The organism is Micromonospora sp. NPDC018662 (genome assembly GCF_044391475.1).
In the GTDB taxonomy this organism is placed as follows: Bacteria; Actinomycetota; Actinomycetes; order Mycobacteriales; family Micromonosporaceae; genus Micromonospora.
Map to the genome: position 1 here is coordinate 28940 of NZ_JBISAC010000003.1, position 26822 is coordinate 55761.

At 72.9% G+C, this 26822-nt stretch carries 1 protein-coding gene (cut by a window edge); it reads right to left on the bottom strand.

Features of this window, described 5'->3' with window-relative positions; genetic code table 11:
- Positions 1-26822: the 3' portion of a hypothetical protein gene (locus ACH495_RS10175; RefSeq protein ID WP_396857382.1), read on the bottom strand. Its footprint extends 2128 nt past the window's final position; the window shows 26822 of its 28950 coding nt (coding positions 2129-28950); the start codon falls outside the window, past its right edge; it ends in the stop codon at positions 1-3.

Sequence of the window (26822 nt, forward strand, 5' to 3'; positions counted from 1 at the left end):
TCAGTCGAACCGCACCTGGGCGGGGAGGCCCATCGGGTCGGCGTTGTCGCCGGTGGGGTCGGTGTCCTCGCCGGGACGGGGCCGGGTGGGCAACAGGTGTTCGTTGACGAGCACGATGACGTGTGTCGCGGGGCCGCCGTCGTCCGGGAACAGGACCGCCGAGCCGGTTCCTTCCTGGCTCAGCACCTGGAGGTCGATGTGGATCGCGTCGTCGGTCGCCTGTGACAGCCGGCTGGCCCAGCGGAACACGCGGTTGAGGACGTGCGGGAACAAGTCGCCTTCCGGCTCGTCGTAGTAGCCCGACCGGCGGAGCGCGTCGGCGAAGACGGTGACGTCGGTCTGGCCCGTGCCGGCATCGGGGACGATGGCGAATTCGGCAAGGTTCAGGGCGGCGTCCACGTCCGCGTTGTGGGGGATCCGCGCCACGACGTCACCGACGAATCGGCGGAGGGCCCGGGCGTCGTCGATCGACCGGGGGACGGGCAGGCCGGCCGCCTGGGCGACGAGTCGGGCCGCGTGGGTGACGAGCGGCGGGGTCACCGTCTCGAGGGTCGCGGCGAAGGCGCAGTCGTCCCTGGCCGGCACGTCGCCGATCTGCCGACCGTTGTCCACGAGCCAGCGTCGCTGGCCCTCGCGGGGGGCGTAGAGCTCGCCGGGCCGGGTGCGGCGGCCCGCGTACCACCAGTCGGGCGGTGGTTGCTGCGGCCGGATCGGGGCGACCGCGTCGTCGTCCGCGTCGTCCTGATCGTCCTCGTCCTCGGTGCTGGCGGGCGATTCGGGGTCGCCGCTCGCCCCTTCGGGGCGGCCGGCGCGGTCCCCGGCCGGATCGAGGTCCTCCCGCCGGTAACGGTCGAGCAGGCGGCGCAGGACGTTGGTGAGGTCCCGGATCCCGGTGACGCTGCCGCCCGTGCCGCCCGTCAGGTACGTCTCCAGGGTCGCCGACCTGCTCTCGGCCCGGCGACTGCCGGCGATGTGGTCGCGGAGTTGGGCCAGCGTCGCCTCGTACTCGGCGAGGGCCGCCTCGCGCATGAGGGTGCGGCTCAAGGTGGCCCGGGGCGGCGCCGCGGCCCGGCGGGCGGCCGGTTCGGCGCCGGCCCGCGGCGCGGCGATCGGACTGACCACCCGCGCGGGTCTACGCGGCGTCGTAGCCGGCCGGGTGCCGACCGGGACGGTCGGGGTCTCGGCGGGGGCGGTCGGGCGCTCGGCGCTCGGCGCCGGTGGGCGGAGGGTGGGCGGGACGGCCTCGGCGCGGCTGTCCGCCAGGGGTGACGAGGCGGGCCGGTCAGCCGACTCGGCCAGGGCCGTCCCGGCGTTGCCCGGCCGCGCGGCGTGCTCCTCGCCGGTCGGGCCGTCCCCGGCCCGTCGCTGCCCACCGACGAGGGACCGGCGGGCGTCCTGGAAGACCTGGTCGTCGTCCACCTCGCCGGTGCTGCCCCGCTCCTGCCGCATCCGGTCCCGCAGGGCGGCCAGGTCGGCTTCGCGGATCCGTCTCGCCAGCACGGTGGGTGGTCCGGCCAGGTCGTCGTCGAACATGCGGAGCTGGTTCGACGCGTAGTCCATGACCTGGACGAGCCAACGCCCGCTCCCACCGAGGGCGAAGCGGGACAGGACGATCGGTCCCCGTCGGGCCACCTCCGTCGCGAAGACGGCCGCCTGGAGCCCGGCGTGCTCGAACCGTACGACCGTCTGACCGGTCAGGTCGTCGAGCGAGTCGACGTACGCGGCCGGGTCCATCGGGGATCCCGACCGCGCGCTGTGGATCCGCCCGCCGTCGATCCGGCCCGGCTCCGCGATCACGGAGACGAACGGGACGTTGGCCGCCGTGAAGTCGGCCAGGTTGTCGTAGCGCGTCCGGGCCGCCGACCGACCCCGCAGCCGCGCCGCCAGGGCCGCCCAGTTCCGGACGACGGGACCGACGCGGCGTTCGGAGGGTGCCCCGGCCGGCGGCAGCTCGTCGTCGGACCGGTCCGGCGAGGCGTCGCTTCCGCCGTCGGTGTCCTCCGCCGGGCTCGACGCGGTCGCGTCCGCCGGTGGCGCGGCGGGCTCCTCGGCCGGCACCAGGGCGGCGTAGTGCTCGATGAGGACCCGCGGTACGCCCGGCCCGCGTCGCCCGTCGGACACCTCGTAGATCCGGCGGAGCCGGATCGGCGGTTCCGTGCTCGGGCCGGGCGGCGAGAGAGTGAACGTGTGCGGACCCTGCTCGATGATGATCGTGCGGCCCAGCAGGTGGGTCAACAGCGGCATGACGAGGTCGCCGTCGTCGGTGCGCCAGTCGGCGCGGACCGCGTTCGCCAGCGCCTCCCGCAGGTCGAGAGCCTCGGTCGGATATCCCTCGAGGAACGACACCAGGGTCCCGTCGTCCATCTGTTCGATGAACGCGACCAGCCGGAGCCGAAGGCCCTGCGCGATGTCGCCGAGTTCCGCGCGGCCGAAGCCGTGCGGGTGGGCGGCCCGGTCGTGACGATCGGTGACGAGGTTACGCAGCCGCTGTTGCTGCTGCCGGGTCCACCCGCCCAGACCGAGGACCGCCTGCGGAGCGGCGACGATCAGCGCGTAGTCGGCGCAGTTGCCGTCGCCCTGCACCGGCACCTCGACGTGCGCCGTCGCCATCGCCGGCCTCGGCTCGTCCTCACCGGTCCGCTCCCGGTCGGGCTCGGCCGGTGTGGCCGTGGCGGGCGTGGCTGGCGTGACCTCGCCGGGCCCACCGCGACCCGGGGAGACCGCGGTCGGCGAGGACCCGGACGGGGTGCCGGGCGTGGCCGGCGTGGCTGGTGGCGGCGTGGGCGACGGAGGCGTACCCGGGGCGGGTAGCGGCGGTGTGGCCGGGGCTGGCGTGGCCGGTGCCGGCGGGGCTGGCGTGGCCGGTGTCGGCCGGGCTGGCGGTGTCGGCCGGGCTGGCGGTGTCGGCCGGGCTGGCGATGCCGGCCGGGCCGGCGGTGCCGGCGCCGCGGACGGTTCGGCCGTGGGCACGCCCGCCGTGGCCGTCGAGTCCTTTGCGGAGCGGTCCGTGGTGTCGTCGACCGGGGACGGCCGCGCTCCGCCGTCCGGGGGCGCGGAACTCGTGTCCTCGTCCTCGAAGCGGTCCCGGAAGAGATCGCCGAAGGCGACCGGCTGCTGATCGTCACGACGTCGCTGCGGCCTCGGCCGCCGGGCACGCGCGATCGGCGGGACGACGGCCGGGCGCGAGGCGGTTTCTCCCGGGCCCTGGCGCACCGTCCGGAGCAGGACGACCACCTGGTCGCCGAGCCGGACCCGGCGCACGGCATCGCGGCTGACCCGCAGCTCCGTGTGGTCGGACCCGTCGGGGCGCTCGACGAAGGCGAGGTAGTTGCCGTCGGTCTGGGGGAGCCGTTGACGACGACTCCGGCGGCGGGCGGCGCTCGGCACCGCCACGGTGATCTCATCCTCGCCGGTGGCCGGGCCGGCCTCCGCCTCCTGTTCGTGGAACCTGGTCCGGAGATGGAGCTGGTTCTGGCCCGTGAGGCCGATCCCCAGCCCCGCCCGGATCGCCAACAGCAACAGGTGTGCCTGGTCGACCGCCTGGTGCAGGTGCTCCGAGGACCACGCGACCCCCGCGCGGGTCAGCACCACCCACTGATGGGTGTCCTCGTCCGGTACGACCACGACGGCGTCGTCGTCGAGGCTGGCCACGAGCGGCTGGGACACCTCGTGCCACGGGGTCCGGCCGGGCCGCCTCGGCATGATCGTCACCTGACCTCGACCCCGCTCGTCGGCGTCGCCCGCCGCCAGGTGGGTCGCGGGGTCGACCGGGCCGGGCCGGTCGCTGTTCTCGCCCCCGGTCCCGGTGAGCCGTCCCCAGTCGACGGTGACGTCCTGGATCACGGAATGGCCACGCCAGTGGGCCAGTCTCCTCAGCTCCGCGTGGACCGCCTCCGCCGCGGTAGCCCGCCAGTTGTCGGCGGGATCCTCGGACTGTCGCGGCTGCTGGCGGTAGCGGTGTTGCGCCACCTCGTACGGCTCGGGAGTGCGGTGCAGGCCGGCCGTCGGCTCGTTGTGCGGCAACGCCGGGAGGCTAGTGGTGCGTCCCGCTTCGGTCGGGACGCCGAACAACCGCAACCACTCGTCGACCTGTGACTGGTACGCGGCGTTGGTGATCCGGGCGTTGTGCCGGGCGACGCTGATGCTCTCGGGGAGCGTGAGGCCGGCCTGGAGCGCCGACCGTCCGGTCGGGTCGAGGGGGAGGTGGGGCGCCAGGAACCGGGGGAGGAACAGACTCCAGGTGTCGTCGGTCCGGGTGACCGCCGGGATCCCGGCGACCGCGAAGTCGGTGGCGACCGCGACGCGTGCCTCCGCGTTCCGGCCGGGCACGACGGCCACCCACGGGAGGTCCTGCTCCCCGGCGGTCGGCACCGCCGGCAGCGGTTGGCTCAGCGCCTGCACCACGAGGTACGACGGGGGCGCCCCCGCGTCGACGGCACCCGGGTCGACGACGAGAACGCGGTGGTCCAGTCGCGCCGGCAGCGCGTTCAGCCAGGCCGTCTCGGGCGGCTGGGCGAGAGTCAGCCGGGCCTGGCCGACCCGCCCGCCGTCGACCGCGGCCAGGGGCACCTCGCGGTACACCCTCGGTGAGACCGCCACGATGGTCCGCGACCGCCTCGACCACGGCGACCGCTGGACCGCCTCGCCGCGGTGGACCTGGGCGGCCTCCGCGTCGGTCAGGGCAAGATTGCCCCAGCCGGCGGGGGTGGGAAGGTGCCGGGCCATCAGTTCCCTGAGTGGCCGGTACGCGTCCCCCTCGCCGAGCAGGAGGATCGTGTGCACGACGCGGATCAGGTCGTCGTGGACGACGTCGACCAGACGGCCGGCCGGCCCCGGCACCGTGGCCCGCCACGGGTTGCCCTGGTCGACGCTCCGACTGAGCACGACGACGCCGCGTCGGCGGAGTTCGGTCAGGAAGGGTGCGTCGGCGGCGACGGGTTCGAGGAGCACCAGGATGCGGGGCGAATCCCGCCACTCCACCTCGTCGGCATAGTGCTCGGCGGCCAGCGTCACGCCCGTCGGGATGCGGATGGTGGCATCGTCGACCCGGCCGGCCTCGACCACGATGTGCCCACCGTCGAGGAAAGCCTCCAGCGCCGAGGGCTGTGCTGACGGCGTCACGCGCGTCAGGTCCGTCACGACGGTTCCCGACCGGCGGTAGCGGGTCATCGCCGCGAGGCCGCGCATCTGCTCGACGATCGTGACCGAGGACGCCGTGTCGCCGTCGGCGGCGGGCAGCCGGGCGGCCTCGACGTAGCCGTAGGTGCGGACGATGACCAGGGGTGCCGCCCCGGGAACGGTCGCGGCGGCCCGGCGGCCCCGGAGCACGACGGGCGAGAGCGCCGCCGCGGACGGATCGTCGACATGGACGGTACCCGGCGAGTCGGGCGGCAGTGGCACGACCAGGCCGGCGGCCCGTGCCCAGTCCCAGGCCTGCCGGTCCGACCGCGGCAGCCGCTCCGCGAGTTCCTCGGTCAACACGGAGGCGCTCACCGCGCCGGCGGCGGCCCGTTGCAGATCGACGACGCGCACCTGTTCCCCGTCGCCGACCGTGACGGACCGGACGGCCGCCGTCGGCACCCGGAGGTAGATGTCGTCCGCCGCGACCGGGCGGTCGTCCGGCACGAGGAACGGCCGGGTCCGCGACAGCGCGGCCAGATCGCGGACCCAGCCGAACCACTCGATCCAGGTGAACCACCGCGCCGCCGGGCCGCCGACGAGATCGCGGCCGACCACGATCCCGACCTCCGACGAGCCGTGGTCGTTGCGGTCGGGCGGCGGCGCGGGCGTCGCGGCGAACAGCCGGCGCAGCCCGGCGGCCTCGTCGGAGGTCGCGGCGCCGGCCCGGACCCGCCGGGTCAGCTCGGTCATCACCGTGGTCTGGGCGAGGTGGGCGAGACTTCCGGCGATACCCCACCCCGGGGCGCCGGGGGTGAGGAAGCGCCAACCGTTGACCATGAGACCGTGCGTCACGATCCCGGCCGGAAGCACGACCGTGACCTGCTCCGCCACGGCCCGGACGAACGGTCCGCCGTCGCCGGCCCAGGGAAAGGCGTCGGCGAGTACGACGAGAAGCGGCCGCCCGGTCGCGGCGTCGGGCAACCGGTCGAGATAGTCGGCGGCGGACACGGACTCCGCGCCGATCCGCAGCGCGTCGCCGGCAGCGGTGAGTTCACCCCGTTCGACCACGACGTGCCGGCCCGCCGCCCAGCCCAGCACGTCGACGAGTCCGAGCAACTGGTCCTGGAGGAAGGTCGACGGATACCGGCCGGGCAGGCCGGCGGCCACGGCATCCGCCACCGCCCGCGGCCGGTCGGGGTGCTGCTCGTCCAGCAGGAGGTGCCGCACGTTGCGGGTGCCCTCCCACGCGGCCAAGCTCCGGAGCAGGTGCAGATCGGCGACGTTGCCGGTCGCCTCCAGGTGGTCGGCCCACCGTCCCTCCATCAGGGCCGACCAGTTTCCGTGGCTCTCGCTCACGTGGCGCTGCATCTCCCGCGCCGCGACGACGGGATGGTCGGTCAGCTGGGCCCTGGTCCGACCGTCCCGCAGGGTGTTGACCCAGAGTCCCGTCGGACGGCCCGCGTGGTGCACGACGACGACCTCGACGGACGGATCGACGCCGTCCTCCGGCAGGGTGACCCAGCGTGCGTCCGCCTCGATCCGGTAGACCGGTTCGGACGGACCGGGCATCGGCCATGCGCCCGTCAGGGCCCGTTGCCGCCAGGGGTCCACGTCCCCGGGCGGGCCGTCGTTCGGAAGCGGCCACTCGGACTGCGGCGGCGCGACGTCCTGATAGCCGGGAGCGGGGTCCGGGCCGCTGGCCGGCGCCGGACCGAGCAGACCGATCTCATGGCGTACCCGGGCGAGCAGTCGCGTCGTGCGCAGCTCGGCGATCCGCGCGGCCGAGAGGGGTGCGAACTCGGAGCGGTACGTGCTTCCGGTGACGTGGTCGACCACGGTCAACGTCCGCACGAACGGACGACGCGCGAGCCGCCGTGCCTGGTTCTCCCGCACCAGGTCGGAGTAGAGCAACAGGACCGCCTCCTGGCGGGCGTCCACCAGGACCACGGTCAGGCGGTCTTCCGCCGGGGGGAGGCCCGAGGGCGGCCCGGGCAGGTGGGCGAGCGCGTGGACCTCGTCGAGGAGAGCGGCGGCGGTCAGCAGCCGTAGCTGCTCCTGATGCTGGAGCGTGAAGCCGCCGGCGAGCACGGCGGCTAACGGGGTACCCGCCGCCGACCGCTCCAGCGAGAGGCCGGCGAGCACCGTCAGGCCGGCCTCCGGTCGGGTGTGGTCCGCCTCGGCGATGTCGGTCATCCGCCGGAGCCCGTCGCGGGCGGTGTGGCCCGCGCCGTCCGGAGCCTCCAGGTGGCCCGGTTCGAGCACCACGACGCCGGCGCCGGCTCGGCGCCACGCCCGCATCTGCCCCTTGCCGACCGGCGGGGGTGGATCCGGGGCGAGGTCCCGGCCGCCACGGACGACGACGGCGTACCGGATGGCCCGGACCCGGACGGTCAGGCCGGCGGAGTCCGACCCCGTGGGGCGCACCTCGCGGTGGATCCGCGGCCGGACCAGGCGTCGGTGCTGCTCGTCCACCCCGCCGTGCAGGGCGCGCCACAGCGCGTCCGCCCGCCGCACGGCGGCCAGCGTGGCGCCCGGCCCCTGGTCCGGATGGCCGGCGGCCTCGACCGTGACCCGGACGATCTCCGTGTCGGGCGCCTGCGCGGCGGCCGTGATCGCGCGGGTCGCCTCCGTCAGCGCCTGCGCCGATGCCGGCTCCGGCGTGCGGTTGTCCGGCCCCAGGCGCAGCGTCCACGGGCCGGCGGGCCAACCCTGCTCGCCGTCGCCGGTGATCTCGACCTCGACTGATCTGGTGTCGACCCGTCGGAAGGTGGCATCGGGGATCGCGGCACCGAGTTGGGTGATGGTCACCCACACGCCGGCCGGTACGTGCACGTCGCCGTGGGCGACCGCGAATCTCGGCGTGGCGTCGCTGCCGCGCACCGCGGTACGGAGGCCGGCCGGGGTGTCGGCAGGGCGGACCCAGAGCCGCCGTCCCGGCAACGTCTCCAGCTCCCAACCGTCGGAGAGTCCGTAGGTGCCCGGCGCCGTCGGTGCGGCGCGGACGAGTTCGTGCACGTCCGCCGGCGGTCCGTCGTACTCGGCGGGGCGGATCTCCGCCGCCTCGGCCAGGACGGCGAAGGTCCGCCGACCGGACCGGTCCGTCGGCACCAGGGTGAGGTGGCCGGGCAGGGCGCCCCCGGCGGTGAGTTCGCCGACGGGGAGGACGATCGGCACCCACGCCCGGTTCGCGAGGTCGATCGCCACCTCGCGCAGGTTCGGTCCGGCCGCCGGGGCGTCGGCGAAGCGCAGGTCGACGGCGAGGCCCAGCCGTTCCGGCCGGGACAACGGTGAGACGGCGGCGACGACGTCGTCGGGCGCGAACGGGCCCACGACGACGAGCCGGGCGCGGAGCTCCTCCGGCAGGGCCCGGGCGGAGTCGAGCCGGGGGTCGTCGGCCGGGGCCAGCACGAATCCCGCCGGTATCGGCGCCAACCCGACGGAGCCCTGGCTCAGGGTACGGCCGACGTAGGCCCACCAGCGCGGTCGTCCCGGCGTGACCACGTCGACGGTGGCCGCCAGTTCCTGGAGGGCGACCTGACCGAGCACCCACCGTCTGATCCCGTCCGGCACCGCGGGCGCGCCCGGTGCGCCCGAGCCCAGCACGATCGTGTTCGGCCGTACCGGCGGCGGGACGGCGGGCGTCGCGGCGGCGGGCGTGACCCACGCGCCCCCGCCGACATCCCGGATGCTCCATCCGCCTTCCAGCCCCAGGACGTCGTCGGCGGGTTCGTCCACCGGGTCCGGGTACACCTCGTAGGTGCGGGCGAGGACGCGGGCGGTCCGATGTCCCAGGGCGTTGATCGGGATGACGTGGTCGCGGCGGGTCGTGGCACCGGTCAGTCGGTCCACCGGCACGATCGACGGGCTGATCCAGTCTCGCGCCACCCGTTCGATGTGTTGGTCCGCGCTGAGCCGCGGTCCGTCGTAGTCGTCGCCGAGGGCGGCCGCCACGGCGTACTGCTCCAGGTGGCCCCATCGGCCCTGCTGGCTCGCGGGCACCCGGACGAGGTGGATCGGTTGGTCTGCGCCGGGGGGCCAGTACAGGTTCGGCGGTCCCTGCTGTTCCCAGACCAGGATGGGCCGGTCGACCAGGCGTCCGACGAGCTCCAGCAGGACGGGCTGCACCTCGGGGTGCGGTTGGTGGGCCTGGACCTGCTCGATCACCCAGGCCCGCACGTCCGCGGCGTCGGCGTTGTCGACGTCGGGCAGAAGAGTGGACAACCGGGGCCGGAGCTGGTCGATGGTGCTGTCGGGCAGGTCGTCTACGTAGGCGGCGGTTCGCCGGCGGATGTTGAGCCCCAACACGCCCAGTGCGTCGGTGTCGTACTCGGGCGAGGGCCCCTCGTCCGTCCGGACGTCCAGCCGTTCGAGGATCAACTCCTCGGTCTCGGTCCAGCCCTGGAACGCCTGCAGATCGTCCCGGGCGGCCACGATCGCGGCGACGAACGCGGCGTTCTCGCCCATGCCGTACGCGACGCGTGCGTCGGGGGGCGGCTCGTACGCCCGGCTCGGCTGGCCGCCGGCCGCGTCGCGGAGGTGGAGGATCCAGGCGGCAACCAGGAAGGAATAGTTCCGGGCGCCGCCGGGCAGGGTGTTGGTCATCCGGCCGGCCATCCAGAGGGCCTGATCGACCGTCTCCCGGGTCACCCGCACCTGGCCACCGAGCGCCCACACGCGCCGTTGGATCTCCGCGACCGCCGAAGCGAGGTCCTCCCGTTCCGCGGTCCGTGCCGCCTCGATCGCCACCAGCAGGTCGTCGTTCGACATCTGGACCAGCTCACCGGTGGTGATCCGCAGATACATCGCGCGCCACCCGGGGTCGTCCTCGTCCTCCCGGGCGACCAGGATGACCCCGGGCCGGGCCAGGTGCTCGACGTCGTCGAAGGCGGCGTTAGTGAAGATCATCGCCTGGGGCCCGTCGACGGTCCCGCGGTAGCTCTCCGCGGCTGTCCGGTTGAGCAGCTGCGGCAGATCGACCGTCGGATCGACCGGGGCGATGTCGATGCTGGCCCGGCCGTCGGCGAGGACCCGCACGTCCAGCGACGGGTCCAGCAGCCGGGCGTCGGCCCGGACCGGACCGATCTGGAAGCCGCCGACCTGGCCGACGGCGGTGTGCACGATCCGCCACAGGTCGGCGGTGGTCACGTGTTCCTCGCCGGCCGCCAGGCGTTCCCTGCTCACCGCCCGGGCCATCGTGGTCAGCTGCTCGATGTACCGCGAGCGAAGGTGGTCGACGAGTTCCTGGAGGTTGTCGGAGACCGGGTTCTGGAGCGACCCGTCGGCCCAGTGGGGCGCGTAACCCCAGTACTGGCGCCGCTGGTCGGCATCGACCGTCTCGAGGATCGCGAGGATGCCGCGATCGGCGAGATCCTCGGTGAACTGCGGCCCGACGTCGATCGCCCGGTCGCGGAGCACCACGATGGGGATGTCCGCCGGGACCGGGTCCGTCGTGCCGGGTGCGGTGGTGTCCCAGTGCGCCCGGAGGTACTGCTCGACGGTGTAGCGCTCGTCGGGATGCTCCCGCGGAGGGTGCAGCGGCTCCGTGTGCTCCAGCACGGTCCCGCGACCCGACCGGGCCCCGGGCGCGGTGCCCGACCCGCCGGCGGGGCCGGACGGGTCACCGGTCTCGTAGGCGGATCCGCCCCGCAACCGCAGCGGCGCGTGATCGGCTGCGGCGGAGGCGCCCTCCGGCTCGTCGTCGGTGGCTGGTCCGAGTTCGTCGCCCGACATCGCCTCGTCGCCGCTGTCGTCGGCCGACAGCGGCGCGAGATCCAGCTCGAACGGCTGGCCGGTCAGCTGGAAACGGAGGTCGCCCAGGTCCCGGACGACGTCGATCCACCGGTCGCGGTCGGTCACCAGGATCTCGGCGTGGTTGTCCAGGACGGACCAACGCGCCAGGTTCAGCGTGCCCGCGTAGCGGAGGGCCACGGCCAGCGCGCGGTCCAGGAGGGGACGGACGTCGTCGCCGGCCGTCGCCGCCGCCACCAGCTCCAGCAGGATCACCCCGTCGGCGTCGTTCAGCCGCGCCTCCGGGTGTCGCGCGTCGGCGGTCAGCCACTCCGAGGCCAGTTCGGACGTGAAGACCAGCGCCTCTCGGAGTCGGTCGACCGCGGGCGGCACGCTCAGGCGTGCCCGCATGCGTCCGAGGGCAGTGAGTACCCGCTCGCGAAGCGCGGCGGGCTGGCCCTGTACCGCCGCCGGTCGCTCGTATCCGGCATTGATGATGTAGTCGAACGAGGTGAGGTATGCACGCAGTTGGGTGTCGTCCAGGGTGGGACCACCCAGGTTGCGGGCCTCCATGACGGCCAGTGGATGACGAAGCCTCCCTCCGTTGTCGTCCGGCATGGAGGGGCCGCCGATCTCGAGCGCGTCCAGCTGACTGATTGGGTCGTCGTCGGCGGCCAGCGGACTCAGCGCGTTGCGCAGATAGTCACCGACGGTTCCGGCGTCAGGGTTGAAGAGCCTCGTCGCGAGCAACGTCATCGCATCGACGGGACGCTCGACTCTGAACGTGAAGGACCTCAGCAGGAGGTCGGTGATGTCAGTCCGTTTCCGGTGCAGGAAGCTCTGCGCGTCCTGCGGTAGTTGGGCGCGCAGAACGGATACGGAGGTACGGAGGGCGGCGGCGACGTAGTTCTTGCTGATCACACGGGTCTGCCGCGGTTCGACGCCGTGGTGCAGGATCGCAACCACCTGCGGGTAGACCAGCGCGAGATAGCCACGCAGCTCCTCGGCGCCCGGTACGTCGGTGAGGAAGGGCAGCGCGAACGCCGGAACGGGCTGACCGAGTACGGAGGCCAGGTACTCTGTGGTCACCGCCGCGGCGAAGTTCAGTCCGTCCGAAAGATGTTGGCGGGACACCGAGTTGTGGGTGTTCGCCGCGACGAACTCGAGCGGAGCGATCAGGGCATGCATCGGGGCGCCGACGGTGAACTGCACGTATTGGCCCGGGTGTGCGTCGTCGAGGGGATGGACGAGGACCCCGTCGAGATGGTGTGTGAAACCGCGCGCTCGCGGAAACACCTTGGACAGCGGGGTGGGTTCGGTCACCGAGGCCAGTCTCGCCTTCAGATCGGCCAACGCGTGGAGCACCGCGCGCTGGCGCGCCCGATTCTCTTCGCCGGGCAGGACAGCCATCGGCGCCGTGAAGACCTCCAGCACGAATCGTTTTCGCTGCACGTCGAAGGTCGCCGCCAACAGACCTGCTCTGCGGAACAACTCCGTCTTGTCCGGCGGAGTCCTACCCGCCGGGAACTCGAGCACGACGCCGTTGAACTCCACCTCGACGCCGGCGGCACCGCCGAGCAGCCCCTCGGGCTCGCCTGGGCGGCGGGGTCGGCGCACCCCCGGCGCGACCGGCACCCCGTCTGCCGGCGCGTCGGTCGGGGAGGCCGGTGCGACGAGTTCGCGGCTGCGGGGCAGGACGGTGCCCAGGTCGGCCAGTCGCTGATGGGCGAGCTGGTAGGTGAGCAGCAGGTTGCCGAACTCGGTGCGGGCGGCGGCCAGCGTCTGCTCGGTCACCCCGTCGATCCGTTGGCGCAGCGCCGCCAGCCCGTCGACGAAGGCCCGCCACGCGACCCACGGGTCGGTGCCGGCCTCGCCCTGCTCGTCGACCGCGGTCCGCACCCGCTCGTCCAGTTCGTCGACGTGTCGGGCGGCCGTCTCGACCTCGGCCCGCAGCCGCGCGAGCCCCACCGGCGGACCTCCATCGGTACGGGGCAGCGGCAGGTCCCATTCCACAGTGGCCGGAAGAACCGTCGCATCGTGACCGCCGGCCCCCGGCCGACGCCGGGTGGGCAGGTAGTGCTGGTTGACCAGGACGATGACGTGGGTCGGCGCGGTGCCACCGCCTCCGGTCAGCACCGCCTGGCCGGCGCCTTCCGCGAGTCCCTGGAGATCGACCCGGAAGTCGCCGCCGGCGGCGGCTGAGATGTCACTCGCCCAGCGGAGCATCTGGGTCACGATCAGCCAGTAGTGGTCACCCTGGGCGGTGTCGTACTCCCCGGGTCTCTCCATCGACGCGGCCAGGTCCTCGATGGTCAGGAGCGCCTCGCTGGCCTGGGCGATCTCGTGATCCGCCGGGTAGATGGCGAGCGTGTCCAGGTGCAACGCGTCACGGATGCCCGGCTGGCTCAGCGATCGCCGCAGCACGGCGGCGACGAACGCCCGCAGCGCGAGCGGGTCGTCGATGCGTCCGGGCTCCGCGAGACCGGCGGCCCTGGCGACCAGCCGGGCGCCCTCGGTGACACGGTCCGGCGTGACCGTGCTGAGCGTCGCCGCGAACACGCAGTTCCCGTCGGCCGGCACCCACCCCACCTGCACGCGGTTGTCCTCGAGCCACTCCTGCTGGTAGAGCTGCGGGGCGTACGCGCCCCCGAGTTGATTCTCGGTGCCCTCGTGCCACCAGACCGGCCCCCCGACCCGTGGTTGGCCGGTGTCCTTGACCTGGTAGTCGGCCAGCCGGGCAGCGAGGATGTCCGCCAGGGTCTGCTCGCCGATGCCGGACGTGAGCAGATTGTCGAGGTTCCGCAACCTCGCGCCCGTGGGGTCGGGGTGGCTCACGATGTAGTTCCGGAGCCGGTTCTCGGCGTCGCCGCGCGCGCCCCGACTACCGTCGCCAGGGCCGGCCGCCCCCGGGTGGGGCCGGCGCGGTGGAGCCGGCGCCTCGTCGCGCGGCGGGGGTGCCGATCCGGCCCGGTCCTGCTCCCGCAGGCCCAGCACCGACGGCCGTTCGGTGTCCGTGTGCTGGTACTCCGCGAGCAGGTCGGTGAGTTCCCGGATGAGCTGGGTGGTGTCCGCGAGGCTGCCGACGGTGTCGGCCTTCGTCATCAGATCCACCCGCTCCCGTCGCGCCTGCGCGTCGGGGTGGCTGTCGATGTAGGCGCGTAGCCGGCGGGTGATCCTGGCGAGCTGGCGGTCCAACTCGATCTGCCGGGATCGGGACCGGCTCAGCGCCGTCCGGACGGGCTCGGCCGCCTCTCGCGTCCGGGGCGACGGCACTTCCCGGCCGCCGTCGGAATCGGGCCGATCCGCGGCGGCGACGTCCGTCAGGGTCCGACTGATCGGGGCGGGTGACGGCGGAGCGGCCGGGCTGATGGGTGCGGTCCGGTCCGGCGTGACGATCGTGACCGTTCGCCGTCGCTGTTCGGTGGTGCGGGTGGTGGATGCCGCGTCCTCGGCCGGTGCGGTCGGGCGGTACTCGTTCTCGCCCACCTCGACCAGCACGAGCGACCCGCCGGTGGTCGGCCCGCCGGTGGTTGTGGTCCCGTCCGCGGCGACCGTCTCGACTGCGATGCCCAGCACGGCCGGGACGGCCGTCGGGGGTGGCAGGGGCGCGTCGTCGGGCAACCCCTGCCGTTGGGCGATCATCGTCCGCAGCCCGGCCGTGGTCGCCGCCGCGGCGACCTGCTGGATCTCGGCCGTCGGTTCGGGGTGCCGCCGCGCGGTCGCCAGGAGGGCCTGGAGCCAGGAGTCCGACCCGGGCTCCCGCTCGGCTGCGACGAGTCCGCGGTCGGTCAGGGCGCGTTCCTGCTCGGTCGTCAGCGGCGGTGACACGGACGGCGGTGCCGCCTGTTCCCGCGCCTCGATGAACTGTTCCACCGCCTCGGGGAACGAGCCCTTGCGCCGCCGGGCCAGCTCGACCAGCTCGTCGCGGGTGACGCCGAGCCGCACGGCACTGTCGATCAGGGACGGGCGGAGACCGTCGACGGCGAGTTCCGCGCCCGCCGCTTGGGCGCTGCCGATCGTGGGGTCGAGCTCGATGTACCACCCGTCCGGCGCGACGCTGTACCGGCTGGTCACGGCGCCGGCTTCGTCGCGCAACCGCAGCTCGACCGGGAGGTGCAGGCCACGGGCCAACACCCGCCCGGCACGCAGCGGGTCGTTCTGGAGCTGAACGTGCAACGGCGGCTCCCGCCGGGAACCGGTGGGGTCGGCGGCGTGTACCGCGTCGGTCATGCGGGTGACCAGGTCCGTGCCGGTGGGATCCGCCCGATGCGCCGTGTGCACGGCGGCGATCTGTTCGGGCGTGAGGTGTTCGGCGGCGGCCCAGCGGTCGAGCACCTGGTGGAGCTGCGCGGTCTGTCGGGCGGCGTGCAGCTCCACGACGAGGACGTCTCCCGGCCCGACCGGGACCTGCCCGCCGAGGTCCTGCGCGAGGGCCCGCACGGTCAGGTCGTCCCGATCGGCGGCCGGCCGGGTGGCGCCGTCCCGGTCGACCCGGGCGAACGCGTCGACCAGGTCCAGGGTCGGCGAGTCGGGCCGTCCGACCGGCGGCCGGGTACGCTCCCGCCCCTCCTGGTCCAGCCTCCGGCCGAACTCGGCGCGGCGTTGGTCGGCCACCATCGCCTCGTAGTCGGCCTTGAACATCACCACGTACACGTCGCCGCTGAACTCGTCGCTGACCCGGTGCCGACCCCAGGACGTCGGCCGCCACCAGTGCACGATCCGTTTCTGGCCCTCGAGCCGGTACCTGCCGTGCATCCGCACCAGGACCGCCGGCCCCTGCTGCTTGACGTGCTCCTCGCGCCGGTGCGCGTCGGCGAACGTGCTGGTGTGGGACTTGGGCGCCTGCCGGCTGAGGTCGGTGTCGCCCTCGGTGCGGTGCGCGCCGTAGGACTCGCTGGGGTTGGAGCCGTCGGTGACGCTCAGCTTGGCCGGGCCGCCCGCGCTGAGACCGGCCGACAGATAGGGCGTGTCGTGGGTGGTGGACGCGCTGACCCCCTGCTGGTACTTCACGTACCGACCGGTGCCGGTGCCGGCGAGTTCGGAGATCACCTCCAGGTTCTCCAGCCGGCCGCGCAGCGTGAGGTCCGCCCGTCGGCTCGAGTGACCGGGTACGAAGGCGCCGGTGGCGATCTGCACCCCGTCCGGGTTCATGGCGGCCGGGATGAGGTTGGCGGCGAGCAGGTCGCGGGTCGCCAGTGCGCGTACGGACGCGCTGGTGTGGTATCCGGACCGGGTCACCCAGCGCGAGGGCCACCACCGGTTCCACTTGATCCCCCGTTCGAACAACGCCCCGAGCAGGTGACGGGTGGCCTTCTCGGCGTCGGTCAGCTGTACGGCGTCGACGAAGGCGTCCCCGGGCAGCCTGGTCGGGTTGATCTGCGCTCGTAGGCCGGTCGGCGGCGACGCCGGGGTGGCCTCGGCGACGCTCCTCGGGATCTTGAGCATCATCGTGCCGGTGACCGTCTGCCGCGGGAGCGACCGCTCCGCCCGGCGGAACCGGGCCAGGAACCTGACCACCCGGTTTCCGGCGGCCTCCGGCGGGACAGGTGGCCGCTCGCCCTTGCGGAACCGCGAGATGACCTTGCTGGTCAGCCAGTTGGTGACACGCCGGCCGCCGAGCTTCAGCCGCCGGACCTCGACGGTGAACTCGACGTCGGCCGCCGCCTTGTAGTAGTCGCCCCAGTCGTAGATCGTCGACTCGTAGGTGAACTGCTCGGTGGTCGCCCGGGACCGGCTCACCCCGTCGGCCCACCGGACACCGGGACCGGTGGTGACCCGCTGCTGGGAGGAGCGGCGCTGCTCCTCCACCGTCGGCTCGGTCGCGGGCCGGTGGTTGATGGTGCCCTTGAACCCGATCGAGGTCCCGCGGGTGAACTGCCGGTCCGTCGCGTTGCGGCGCTCGACGTACCGGTGCCGGTAGGTCTCCAGGCCGCTGCCCGTCACCAGGTCGACGATCTTCGGATCACTGGTGAGCCGGGCCGTGACCCGTACCTCGACCATGTCCTGGCCGACCCAGGCGTGCGGGTTGGCGAAGTAGAGCGAGACCCCGTCCGGTTCCAGCGCCTGTTCGAGCAGCGGCTGGTCCCGCCCCCCGTCGAACAGGGCCTGGACCGCGTCGAGGCCGCCCTGCAACCGCCCCACGTACGGGGGGACCTGCGGCGCGCGACGCCACCGCCACCACCGCCGGCGCGGCGGATCGTCGTGCTGCGGGATCTTGTCGTCCTGCGGGATCATCCGGTCATGGGTCTTGCCGAGCAGGCCGGGCTCCAGCCGCTCCACGGCGTCGGCCACCACGTCGGACAGTTTTCCGTTGTCGAGGGCGAGTGAGTGGATGCCGCTGTGGCCCAGGGAGGCGCCCTGGCCCCGGCGCAGGTAGGGTGGAACGCTGAGTTGCCGGTCCGCGGTGGTGTTCGGAGCGATCGCCACCTTCAAGACGGACTCGAGTTCCGTGATCACGGCGGCCGGCATCGTCAGGTCGGTCCACGCGTGACTGCGGGCCAGGTCGCGGGCGGTGTCGACCCGCAGGTCGTGATGGAGATCGGGCGTCGTCCCGGCGGCTGCGGTCCGCTCCCAGCGGATGAGGACGCGGGCCATCAGCTGGTGGGAGATCTTGAGTTCACCGCTGACCCACCGGGTGACGATGTCCAGGAGTTGCTCCGCGTCGAGCGGGACGTCGCCGTTCGCGTAGTGCTCCAGGGCGTCCGGTTCGGACAGCAGGTAGGTCATCGGCTTGACGCCGGTGACCGGGCGGGTGACGGGACGATAATTGCTGTTCGGCAGCAGCTTCGCCCGTTTGGTCTTGCCGATCCGCAGGGAATACTCGACCGGCGCCCGGAAGGCGTACGCGCGCTGGAAGTTGAGTTCCAACGACTCGCGACCGCCGGTCTGCCTGGTCGACCGGGAGCGGCTTCGACCCCACCGCATCGCGTGGCTCAGCGACGCGCTCAGCCCGGTCACGTTCGACTTCCCGGGATCCCCACCGGCGCCCAGGTCGAGCGGCGATGCCGCGATGCCGCGCCGGCGGCTGCTCGACTGGCCGGCCTGGGTCAGCGAGAGCTTGATCAGGCCGAGCACGTAGGGGTCGCTCGTCGCGCCCACGAAGTCGGACGTGAGCACATCGGCCCTGAGCGACACCGTCCGGTGCTTGTCGCGCCAGAACTTCGACTCGAAGAACGTGTCGGTGGTGTAGCGGCCGTTGGCCACCTCGGGGAAGTGGGAGAGGACCTGGGCGTGGTTGAGGAAGGTCGAGAGCTCCTCGTCCGCCGTGCCACCGGGCTTGGCCATCTTCCGCATCCGGCTGCGCGCGATCGGCAGCAGTCCGGTGACGTCCAGGTAGGAGACGGCGGCTTTGTCGAAGACCGCGACCGGGGTGTGCGTCTGCCCCGGCACCTGCGCGGCCCGGCCTGCGGCGTGCGACGGTTTCGTGTTGAAGGCGGGGGCCACGTGGACCGTCGCCGTGCTCTGGATCGGCGGTAGGGGTGTCGGAAGCCGGCGAGTGTAGGCCGACCGGCCCAGGACCCGCTTGACGAGCTGCTTCCACGACCACTGTCGGTCGTGCTCGATGACGACCCGGTACTGGGTCGTCACGTCGAACTTGGTCAGCTTGCCCTGGTATTCCATCAGCCGGGGCATGTTGCTGACGTGGTTGACCGACTCGTCACCGCCGATGCCCCGGTCCCACTCCATGCCGAGGCCGGCTCCCTGCAGTTGCCTGCCCTTCTGCGTCGGCAGGAACCGGAGCTTGGCCCCGGCCGCGAACCCCTGACCGCCGCCGGCCGCCGAGCCGCCGAAGTCGAGCCCCATCTCCAGGTTGACGATGTGATGTTCGTCGGAGAGCCGGGGATTCGCGGTCGGGTCGACGAGGACCGTCTCACCTTCCTTGTTCTGGGTCTCCAGCGGGCGGGCCTCGATCGTCACCCGCGCCGAACGAACGCCGAAGTTGGTGAACCAGCCGGTGTGCCGCTTACGGACGGTGATCGAGAACCCGCCCTGGTGGACGCCGTCGAAGTGCGACTCCAGGGCGGCGGTGGAGATGAGCTTGCGCAGCAGCACGCCGTTGTTGACCTGGCTGTCCCGCTTGCGGCTGAACCATGAGCGGCGTTCGAAGGGCGCGTCCGGGTCGCGGACCACGTAGCCGAACGTGGCCAGTTCCCGTTCGACCCGGTCGACCAGTTTGTCGACGAGCTGCGGGTCGACCTCGACGATCCCCTTGCCGATGCCCCGGCCGTCGCGGGCGTGGTGGGGAACGGTGGGTGGTGCCGTGGTGGTGGACGTCGACGGCGACGGTGTCGACGGCACCACTCCCGGCGGGGTCGGCGGCTCGATGGCGTACGCGACGGCGTCGGCCGTGGGGACGCGTACCATCGCCCGACCGTTGATCTCCCGCGGCTGGTAGTCCGCGCCCGGGTGCTCGTGTCGGCTGCGGGGCCGGTTGCGCCGCGCGGTGTCGCGGGCCTTGACCAGCACGTTGCGCCGTCGGCGGACCTGCACCGTCGCCTGGTGGGTGAACTCCATCTCGTAGGCCGAGGTGGACTTGGCGTACCGCGACACGAGGACCCAGAGGCCGAGCCGGCCGGCGGAGTTGCTGTTGCGGTTGGCCCAGCTCCACCGGGCGTACGGCACCTTCACCGCGAACCTCAGCTTCGGCACCCGGGCGACGAGGAACTCCAGGCTGGGCTCGATGCTGGCCTCGTTGGTGACCGAGGACCCGGCGGTCGTGCCGGAGATGGCGGTCCGGACCTCCTCGATGTGCGCCCTGTCGCTGGGCGCGCTCACCGGGCGTCCCTGGCCGACCCGGCGGGTCCGGATCCGCACGTCGGCGACGACCCGCCCGTTCTCCACCAGCGTGAACTGGTATCCGCGATGCCGGTTCACCGCCTTGTCCAGGTGGGTGTCCAGATTGGAGACCCGGTGCCAGACGGCGGAGCGCAGCGGATGGCCCAGCGGGATCGGTCCGCGCTCCCGCTCCAGTTGCCGGATGATGTCGTCGGCGAGCAGGTGCAGGCTGGTCAGGCCGGAGGCGTAGAAGACCTTCGGCAGGCGCCGGTCGGCGCCGACTGGCGCCTTCGCGTCCGGCCGGATGGAGGCGGCCAGGGCAGCGGCGTGGCCGGGCTCGGCCCGGTCCAGGTACTTCTCCGGCAGGGAGAGGGTCAGTCGTTCGTCGGTCTCGAGGGTGGTGGCGGTGACGTCGGCCCAGGTCTGGGTCGCCTGGTCCCGTACCTGCAGGTGGTAGCGCGCGGCGGCGGAGACCAGCGCGGCATCCTCCCGGGTGTCCTCCACCCGGCCGACCTCCGCGTCCCGCACCGTGCCGGTGGACCGGTTGATGAGATTCCGAACGAACCGGACGGCGGCGCCGAGCCGCACCGAGAGCAGCATGTGCGGTACGCCGAACGAGAATCCGGGTGAGCCGCCGAAGCGGAACCAACTGGTCGGGCCGGCATGGCTCTCACTGTGGGCGCCGACCTGGAAGGTGCCGTGGATCGTCTCGTTGGCACGTACCTGACCGGCCCGGCCGGCAGGTTTCTCCGGGGCGACCCGGGTCTTCTCGGCCGGCTTCTCCGCGGCGTCCGTGGTCTGCTCGGCGGATTTCTCCGCCGGCGCGGGCGGTGCGGACTCCCGGCGGGGATCCGTCAGCTCGAGCCGGACGAGCACCTCGATGCCGCCGAGGAAGACGACCATCCCGTCGCCGACCAGGTGCCGGTAGTTGTTGACCAGGAAGCCGGGGAGTTGGTCCCAGGCTTCGGCGTTCTCCGGCACCCCACGCTGCCGGGCGTGCCGGATGAGCTGGTTGGCGAGCCGATCGAGGGCGGGCAGCGTGTGGGCCGGAATGCCCGCGGCGTAGGCGATCCGGTCGAGCCGGCCGGCGCCGACCTCGGCTGCCTCGGGGATCGGCGGAAGCTTCGGATTGACCGGCGGGCGATGGTGGTCCCAGGAGTCGGCGATGTCGACGTGCACGGTCACCGTGCCGAGGTGCCCGGCTCTTTCCCGGGCCGGCCAACTGCCCCGCACCAGGCTCCGGAGCATCCGGCGGGTGCCGCCGCGCGCGGCGTCGGATGCCCGGACTCCCGGCCGGTGCCGGAACAAAACCATCGGCGCGTTGCCACGCATGGTCTCGAACAGCCGCTGCTGGACGCGCTGTTCCAGGTCCGCTGCCACCCACTCCGCCCGGCGACGCCCCAATCCGCGCCCCGACCCGCCGCGAACGTTCCAGGTGTCGTCGCCGTAGCCCTCGACCGTGACGATGACCGGAGCTCCCTCGGGCGGCCGGTTGGCGGCCATCCGAGCGACCCGGTCGGCGACGGTCACCGCGAACGTGTCCAGGTTCGCGCCGTCCTCCGCGAGGGTCTCGTGGCTACCCGGAGCGAACCGCAGCGCGATGGGCGGGTCGTTGACGTCGACCGCGTCGGCCGGGGCGTCGACCTCAGCCGCGTCGGCCGGCTTCCCCTGGTGCGGGGCCGGCGGGACGGCGACCGGTGCCGGGGCCTGGGGGAGGAAGGCGTGGAAATCGGCGTGGCCGGTGCCGGTCTGGGCGCGGCGGTAGAGCCGGATCGGGTCGCTGGTCGAACCGGCCCGGTCGTACATCCGGGACCGGGTGCCGTCCTCCACGAGGACCGGGCGGTCGAGCAGGACACCGACGAGCATCGGCCCGGCGTCCGAGTGGGCGTGGACGGCGTCGGATCGCAGCAGCCTCGCCAGCGCACGCCGCAGCGCGGCGTCGTCTCCGGCCGGTACGGCGGCCAGCTGCGGGTCGTCCAGCGCCCGGAACGGGGCGAGGTCGGCGGTGGTGAGCGACTCGACCTGGCGCAGGAGTTGATTGCGCAGTTCGGCCACGACGTTGGCGAGCCCGGAGGTGCTGACCACCCGCCGGGAACCGTTCCGCTCGGTGCGGAGCTGGTTCAGTTCGGCCTGCGCGAGTGAGCTCTTGAACGCCTGCCCATCGACGTTGTCGAGTTCGGTGCAGATCACGGCGGCCAGCAGGTGGTTGCCGTCGCCCAGCAGGAAGGCCCGGTCCTCGGGGCGCAGCCGCTCCGGCTCGGCCGGTGGACCGGCCGGGGTGGTCGGGGAGCCCGTTCGCGACCCGGACCGGTCGAGGAAGGGCCCCCGGGCCGGGGTACGCGCCGGGATCCGCTCCGCGGGGGACGCCGGTCGGTCGACTATCGGTTCCCGGCGCCCTCCTGACAGATCCGGAGGAGTTCCACCTCCGTCGGTAGCTCGACCCCCAGGAGTTCCCGGGCGATCCGCTCCGCCTCGGCCCGCCCCACCGGGCGATTCCGCTCGGCCTGGCGATGGCCGAAGAGCTGCGGTGCCGCCGTCTCCGGTGCGTAGACCCACCGCCTCCGCGGCACGTGCCAGATGACCGCCTGCAGCGGACCCGGCCACAGTCGTACCGCGATCAGTCCCACCGGTGCGGTCGCCGTCGCCGGAGTCAACGCGTGATACTCGAGCAGTTCCGCCTTCATCCTGAAGGTCACGCCCTTCCGTGCCGGAGATGTCAGCCATGGTGAGGCCGTGCTCGACGAGCACGTCCGAGAGGGTCCGGCCGGCACGATCCAGTTCGCCGAGGTAGGCCTGCCACAATCGGGGGTGCTTGCCGGTGAACTGTGCGAAGCCCCTGCTCCGACTCGGCGGCAGCAGGTCCAGCCCGTCCGGAAGGGCCTGGCCGATGTCGCGGTGGATGCGCAGCTTCTGCAGAAAGGCGGCCACCCGGTCCGGCATCGGTGCCGTCCCCAGCCGGGAGATCTCATAGAACGGGTGGGTCCGCGCACTCGCCTGCCAGGACGCCTCGGTGGGGAACTGCAGCTCCAGCGGTTGGTCCTGCGGATCCCGCACAATCACCCGCAGCCCGTACCAGTCGTTGCCCGGTGCCCAGAAGTTCTTGATGTCCTCCTCGCTCCGGACGGTGTAGCCGCGTTGGGCCAGGGTGGCCAGCACGTTGCGGACCGTGGCGCCGTATCCGTCCGGGGACAACTGAATGGCACATCGCACAATGTCGGTAACCTGGGCCAGGAAGCTCTCGGCGGTGATGCCCTCTGTCGCCTGCCGGATCTGGAACTTCCGAGCCAGGGACGTGAGGGTCTTGGTGCGATTCTCCGTACCGACCAGCCGAACCCGGTCGCCGGTCGGATCGATCCTGGTCACCACCTGCCGCATGAGATCGAGCGCCTGGTCTCCCCGCGCCCGCGCCGCACCGGCCGCTTCCTCGAGGACCCGCCGGTCGTGCGGGGCCAACTGCTCGAGCAGATCCCGCTCGACCTCCTGCGGATCGGGTGACCGTTGACGTGACGGCGCGCCGGTGGGCGCCGTCGGTTCGCCGGTGATGGTCGCCCGCCGCTTCTTCGTCGTCCCCGTCCGGGGTGGTTCGGACTCCGCCGGTTGGCCCGACGGCACCGCCTCGACGGCCAACGGCGACCGCACCTCGGAGATGGTTGCCCGTCGCCCGAGCCGGCTGTCGTACGGCGAACTGCTGTCCCGTTCCGGCTGGCCGGTCGGGGACGCCTCGCTGTTCGACGGCCCGGCCGGGGAGCTGGATCCGGGCTGCCTGGTGGCCGCGTCGTGGGACAGGCTCCGGGCCCGGCTCTCCGGAGTGCCGCCGCCTCGATCAGTACGCGGCCGCTGTCCTCTCAGGAGGGCGGTCAGCAGCGGCAGGGCGCCGGGCGGATCGGCGGCGACCGGCCGGCGGCGGGTCGACTGGCTGGTCAGATGATAGGGCCGGTGGTGAAGTTCGAGTTCCGCCGGAGTCGGAAGATCCGCTCTGGTGAGCCCATGATCGAGGGCGACGTCCAGGAACGACCTGCCGGCCTGTTCCAGATCGGTGAGGTACGACTCCCATTCACCGCGCCGCGCGCGGACGAGTTCCGCGAGGCCCTTCTCGTGGCTGTCGGGGAGCAGGTGGCGTTCCTCGGGGAGGTTCGTGTTCAGGCCGCTGTCCCGGTAGAGCCGCAGTAGGCTCAGGTAGGCGTTCACCCGGTCCGCCATGGGCGCCACCTTCAGCCGGACGACTTCGTGAAACCTGCGCGCGTCCTTGGCCGCCTGCCACGACCTCGCGGTCGGAAACTCCAACTCCACCAGGCCGTCGGGGCCGTGCAGTCTCGTGGTCAGCCCGAACCATCGACCGCCGGGCCGCCAGAAGTTCACGATGTCGCTGCTGCGCCAGTCGTACCCGTGCGGCCGCAGGCGTTCGAGCACCTCGAGGACCGTCGAACCGTAACGGGCCGGCGGCAACTGCATCGAGAACCGGACCGTGTCCTTGTTGGTGGCGAGGAACGTTTGTAGATCGATTCCGGTCCGCAGGTTCAGGTCGCGGAACTTTCGCGCCAGGGAGACCAGAGTCTTGGCCCGATACTTCTTGCCCACGAGGGTGACCGTCAGGCCGGTCGCCGCACTGACCTCGTTCGCCACCCGGTTCATCACCGAAAGGGTCTGCCACGCTCGCGCCTTGGCCAACCTGGCGGCGTCCAGGAGCGCCGCCTCGTCGGCCGGACTCAGCCCGTGGATCAGATCCTGCTCGGCCCGGTGGGCGTCGAACGATCTTCCGCTCGCCTTCCGCTGCGGGCTCCCGGACGCTGGGGGCGGCTTCTGCGTGGTGGTGGTAGGCGGCTGCGGCGTTTCCCGCCAGTGGGGCGAATCCTCGGGGAGGCCGAGTTCCTGCCGATTCGGCAGGAGAGCCAGGGTGAGTCCGTGCTCGGCGAAGACATCGGCAAGGGTCTGCCCGCCACGCTGAAGCTCCTGGAGGTATTCCTGCCATGCCGCGGGCTGCGCCGCGATGAGCTCCGGCAGGCCGTTGTCGCGGCTCGGCGGCAGACGATAACCAGGGCTCCGAGCCGGCAGGTTGGGAAACTCGGCATTGATGCCGACCTTCTCGTTGATACGCAGCATGTTCAGGTAGGCGCTCACCCGGGCCGGCATCGGCGTCGACCGCAGCCGAATCGTCCGGTCGAACCTGTGAGTCTGCTCGGAGGCCTGCCACGACCGTTCGGTATGGACGTCCAGCCTCCAGTGGTTCCCGTCCGGGTCCACCATGTCGATGGTCAGGCCGAAGCTGCGGTTGCCGGGCCGCCAGTGGCTGGTGATCGCATCGTCTCCGTCGGCGACCCCGTGTCGTCGACTGCGCAGTTGATCCAACAAGTAACCGAGGACGTCGTAGTATCCGACGACCGGTGCCGACACCGAGAACCGGACGGTTTCCCGGTTCGTGGCGAGAAACGTGGCCAGGTCCGTCCCGCCATGCCTCTTCAGATCGGCATACTTCTGCGCCAGCGAATCGAAGCTCTCGATCCCGTCGGCCGAACCGACGAGATTCAGCGCACTCTCGTCCTCGTCCTTGGTGTAGGCGTCCAGCCAGGCCGCCTCATTGGCATACTCCAAGGCCTGGATCAGGGCGCTGTAGGTGCCAGCGGCGCGGGTCTCGGCATCCTCCCTGGCGGCCACGATGTCCTGTGTCTCGTCCGAGCTGAGGTTCTCGTGAAGGTGCCGCTCGGCCCCATCGACCTCGAACGCGGTCGGGCGCTGCGCCCGCGGAGCCGGGGATCCCGAGTTCTCCACGACAGATGGTTGCCCGGCGGCCGACGGTCGGGCCGAAGACTCGGCGTGCTGCCGCGACCCGGACGCGCCCTGATCGGCCGGTCGGTCCGGCCGGCGGGACCGTCGAACTGCTTCCTGGACCTGCGCGGCGTCGAAGTCGTCGTCGACCGGCGTTCCGTGGTCGCGGGGCGGCGGCTCGGCCGCTTCCGACCCGGCGAGCAGTGCGCGCCCTTTGCCCTTGTCCAGCCGGGTGCCCCGAGACCCGGTCACCGGGCTCGCCCCGGCGCTGATCGGCGTGATCGGCGCGGCGCCGGCGGTCGGGTCGGCCGCGACCGTCGCCGGCTCGCCGACCGGGGAGTCGTCCTGCTCGGCCGCCTCGATCACCAGGCGTAGTCGTTGGTGGAAGCGTTGCCGGAGCGACCGGAAGGCTTCCGGATCGGAGACACCGGGCACCTGCTCGGCGGGCAGCGGGCCGGGTGTGCGGGCGCGCGGCACACTCGTCTGCGGGTGCAGGGATTCGGGTGTGGCCCGGCGCGGCGTCGACGGGCGGGAGAACAGGCCGGACAGCCTGCGCGACGGTGTCGACGGCCGGGACTCGTCGTCCGACGTCTGACCGAGATCGGGCCTCTGGCGTGGATGCATGCCGGCGGCGGCCGCCCCGGTGGGTGCGTCGAGCAGCGCGCGGGTGTGCGAGCCGACCCGGTCCGCGCCGATGTCCACCGCCCGGCCGTCCGGACCGAGCACCAGGATCTTCGAGTCCGGCGACCGCAGTTGGCGGGACCAGAACTCGGTCTCCGGCCCGGTCACCCGGGCGTCGTGGTCGAACGAGCCCGGCTGCTGCGGATCCACCCACCGGGGCACGACCTCCGCCCCGCGACCGTCCGCCACGACCCAGTAGACGTGTGCGCGGTCCCGCTGCGGCCGGGCGACGACCAGTGCCATCGCGCCCGGCCGGTCGGCCAGGAAGGCCAACACCTTGTCGCCGTCGTTGGTGGTGGCGGTGTCGCCGCCGAGCGCCCGGAGCAGCTCGGACGTGTCGGCGACGGAGGTTTTCCGCCGATCGGCGTCGACGAGGCCCGCGCCGGCCGGGTCCGCGCCGCGGGCCGGGTTGGCCCGGCGGCCGTGCACCTGCGCGAACACGTCCCAGGCCAGCGGTACGCAGTCCAGCGCGGGATCGCCGGTGCCGTCGGGCCGGTGCTCCCGCTGCCGGACCCAGTCGTCGAGCGCGGACACCCGGGACGCCGGGTCCGTCGGCACCTCGCGGTCCCACGGGTGTACGCGGCCGGGGGCGACACCGCTGCCGGTCGTCCCCTCGCCGGCGCCCGGGATCGACGCCACGCTTGTCGGCGTCAGCGGTTGTGGCGCGGTTCCGGGAACCGGTGTCGCGGCCGGCGACGGTGCCTTCGGCGCGGTCTGATCGGCGCGCGTGGTGTCCATGCCGGCCGGTGTGGTCG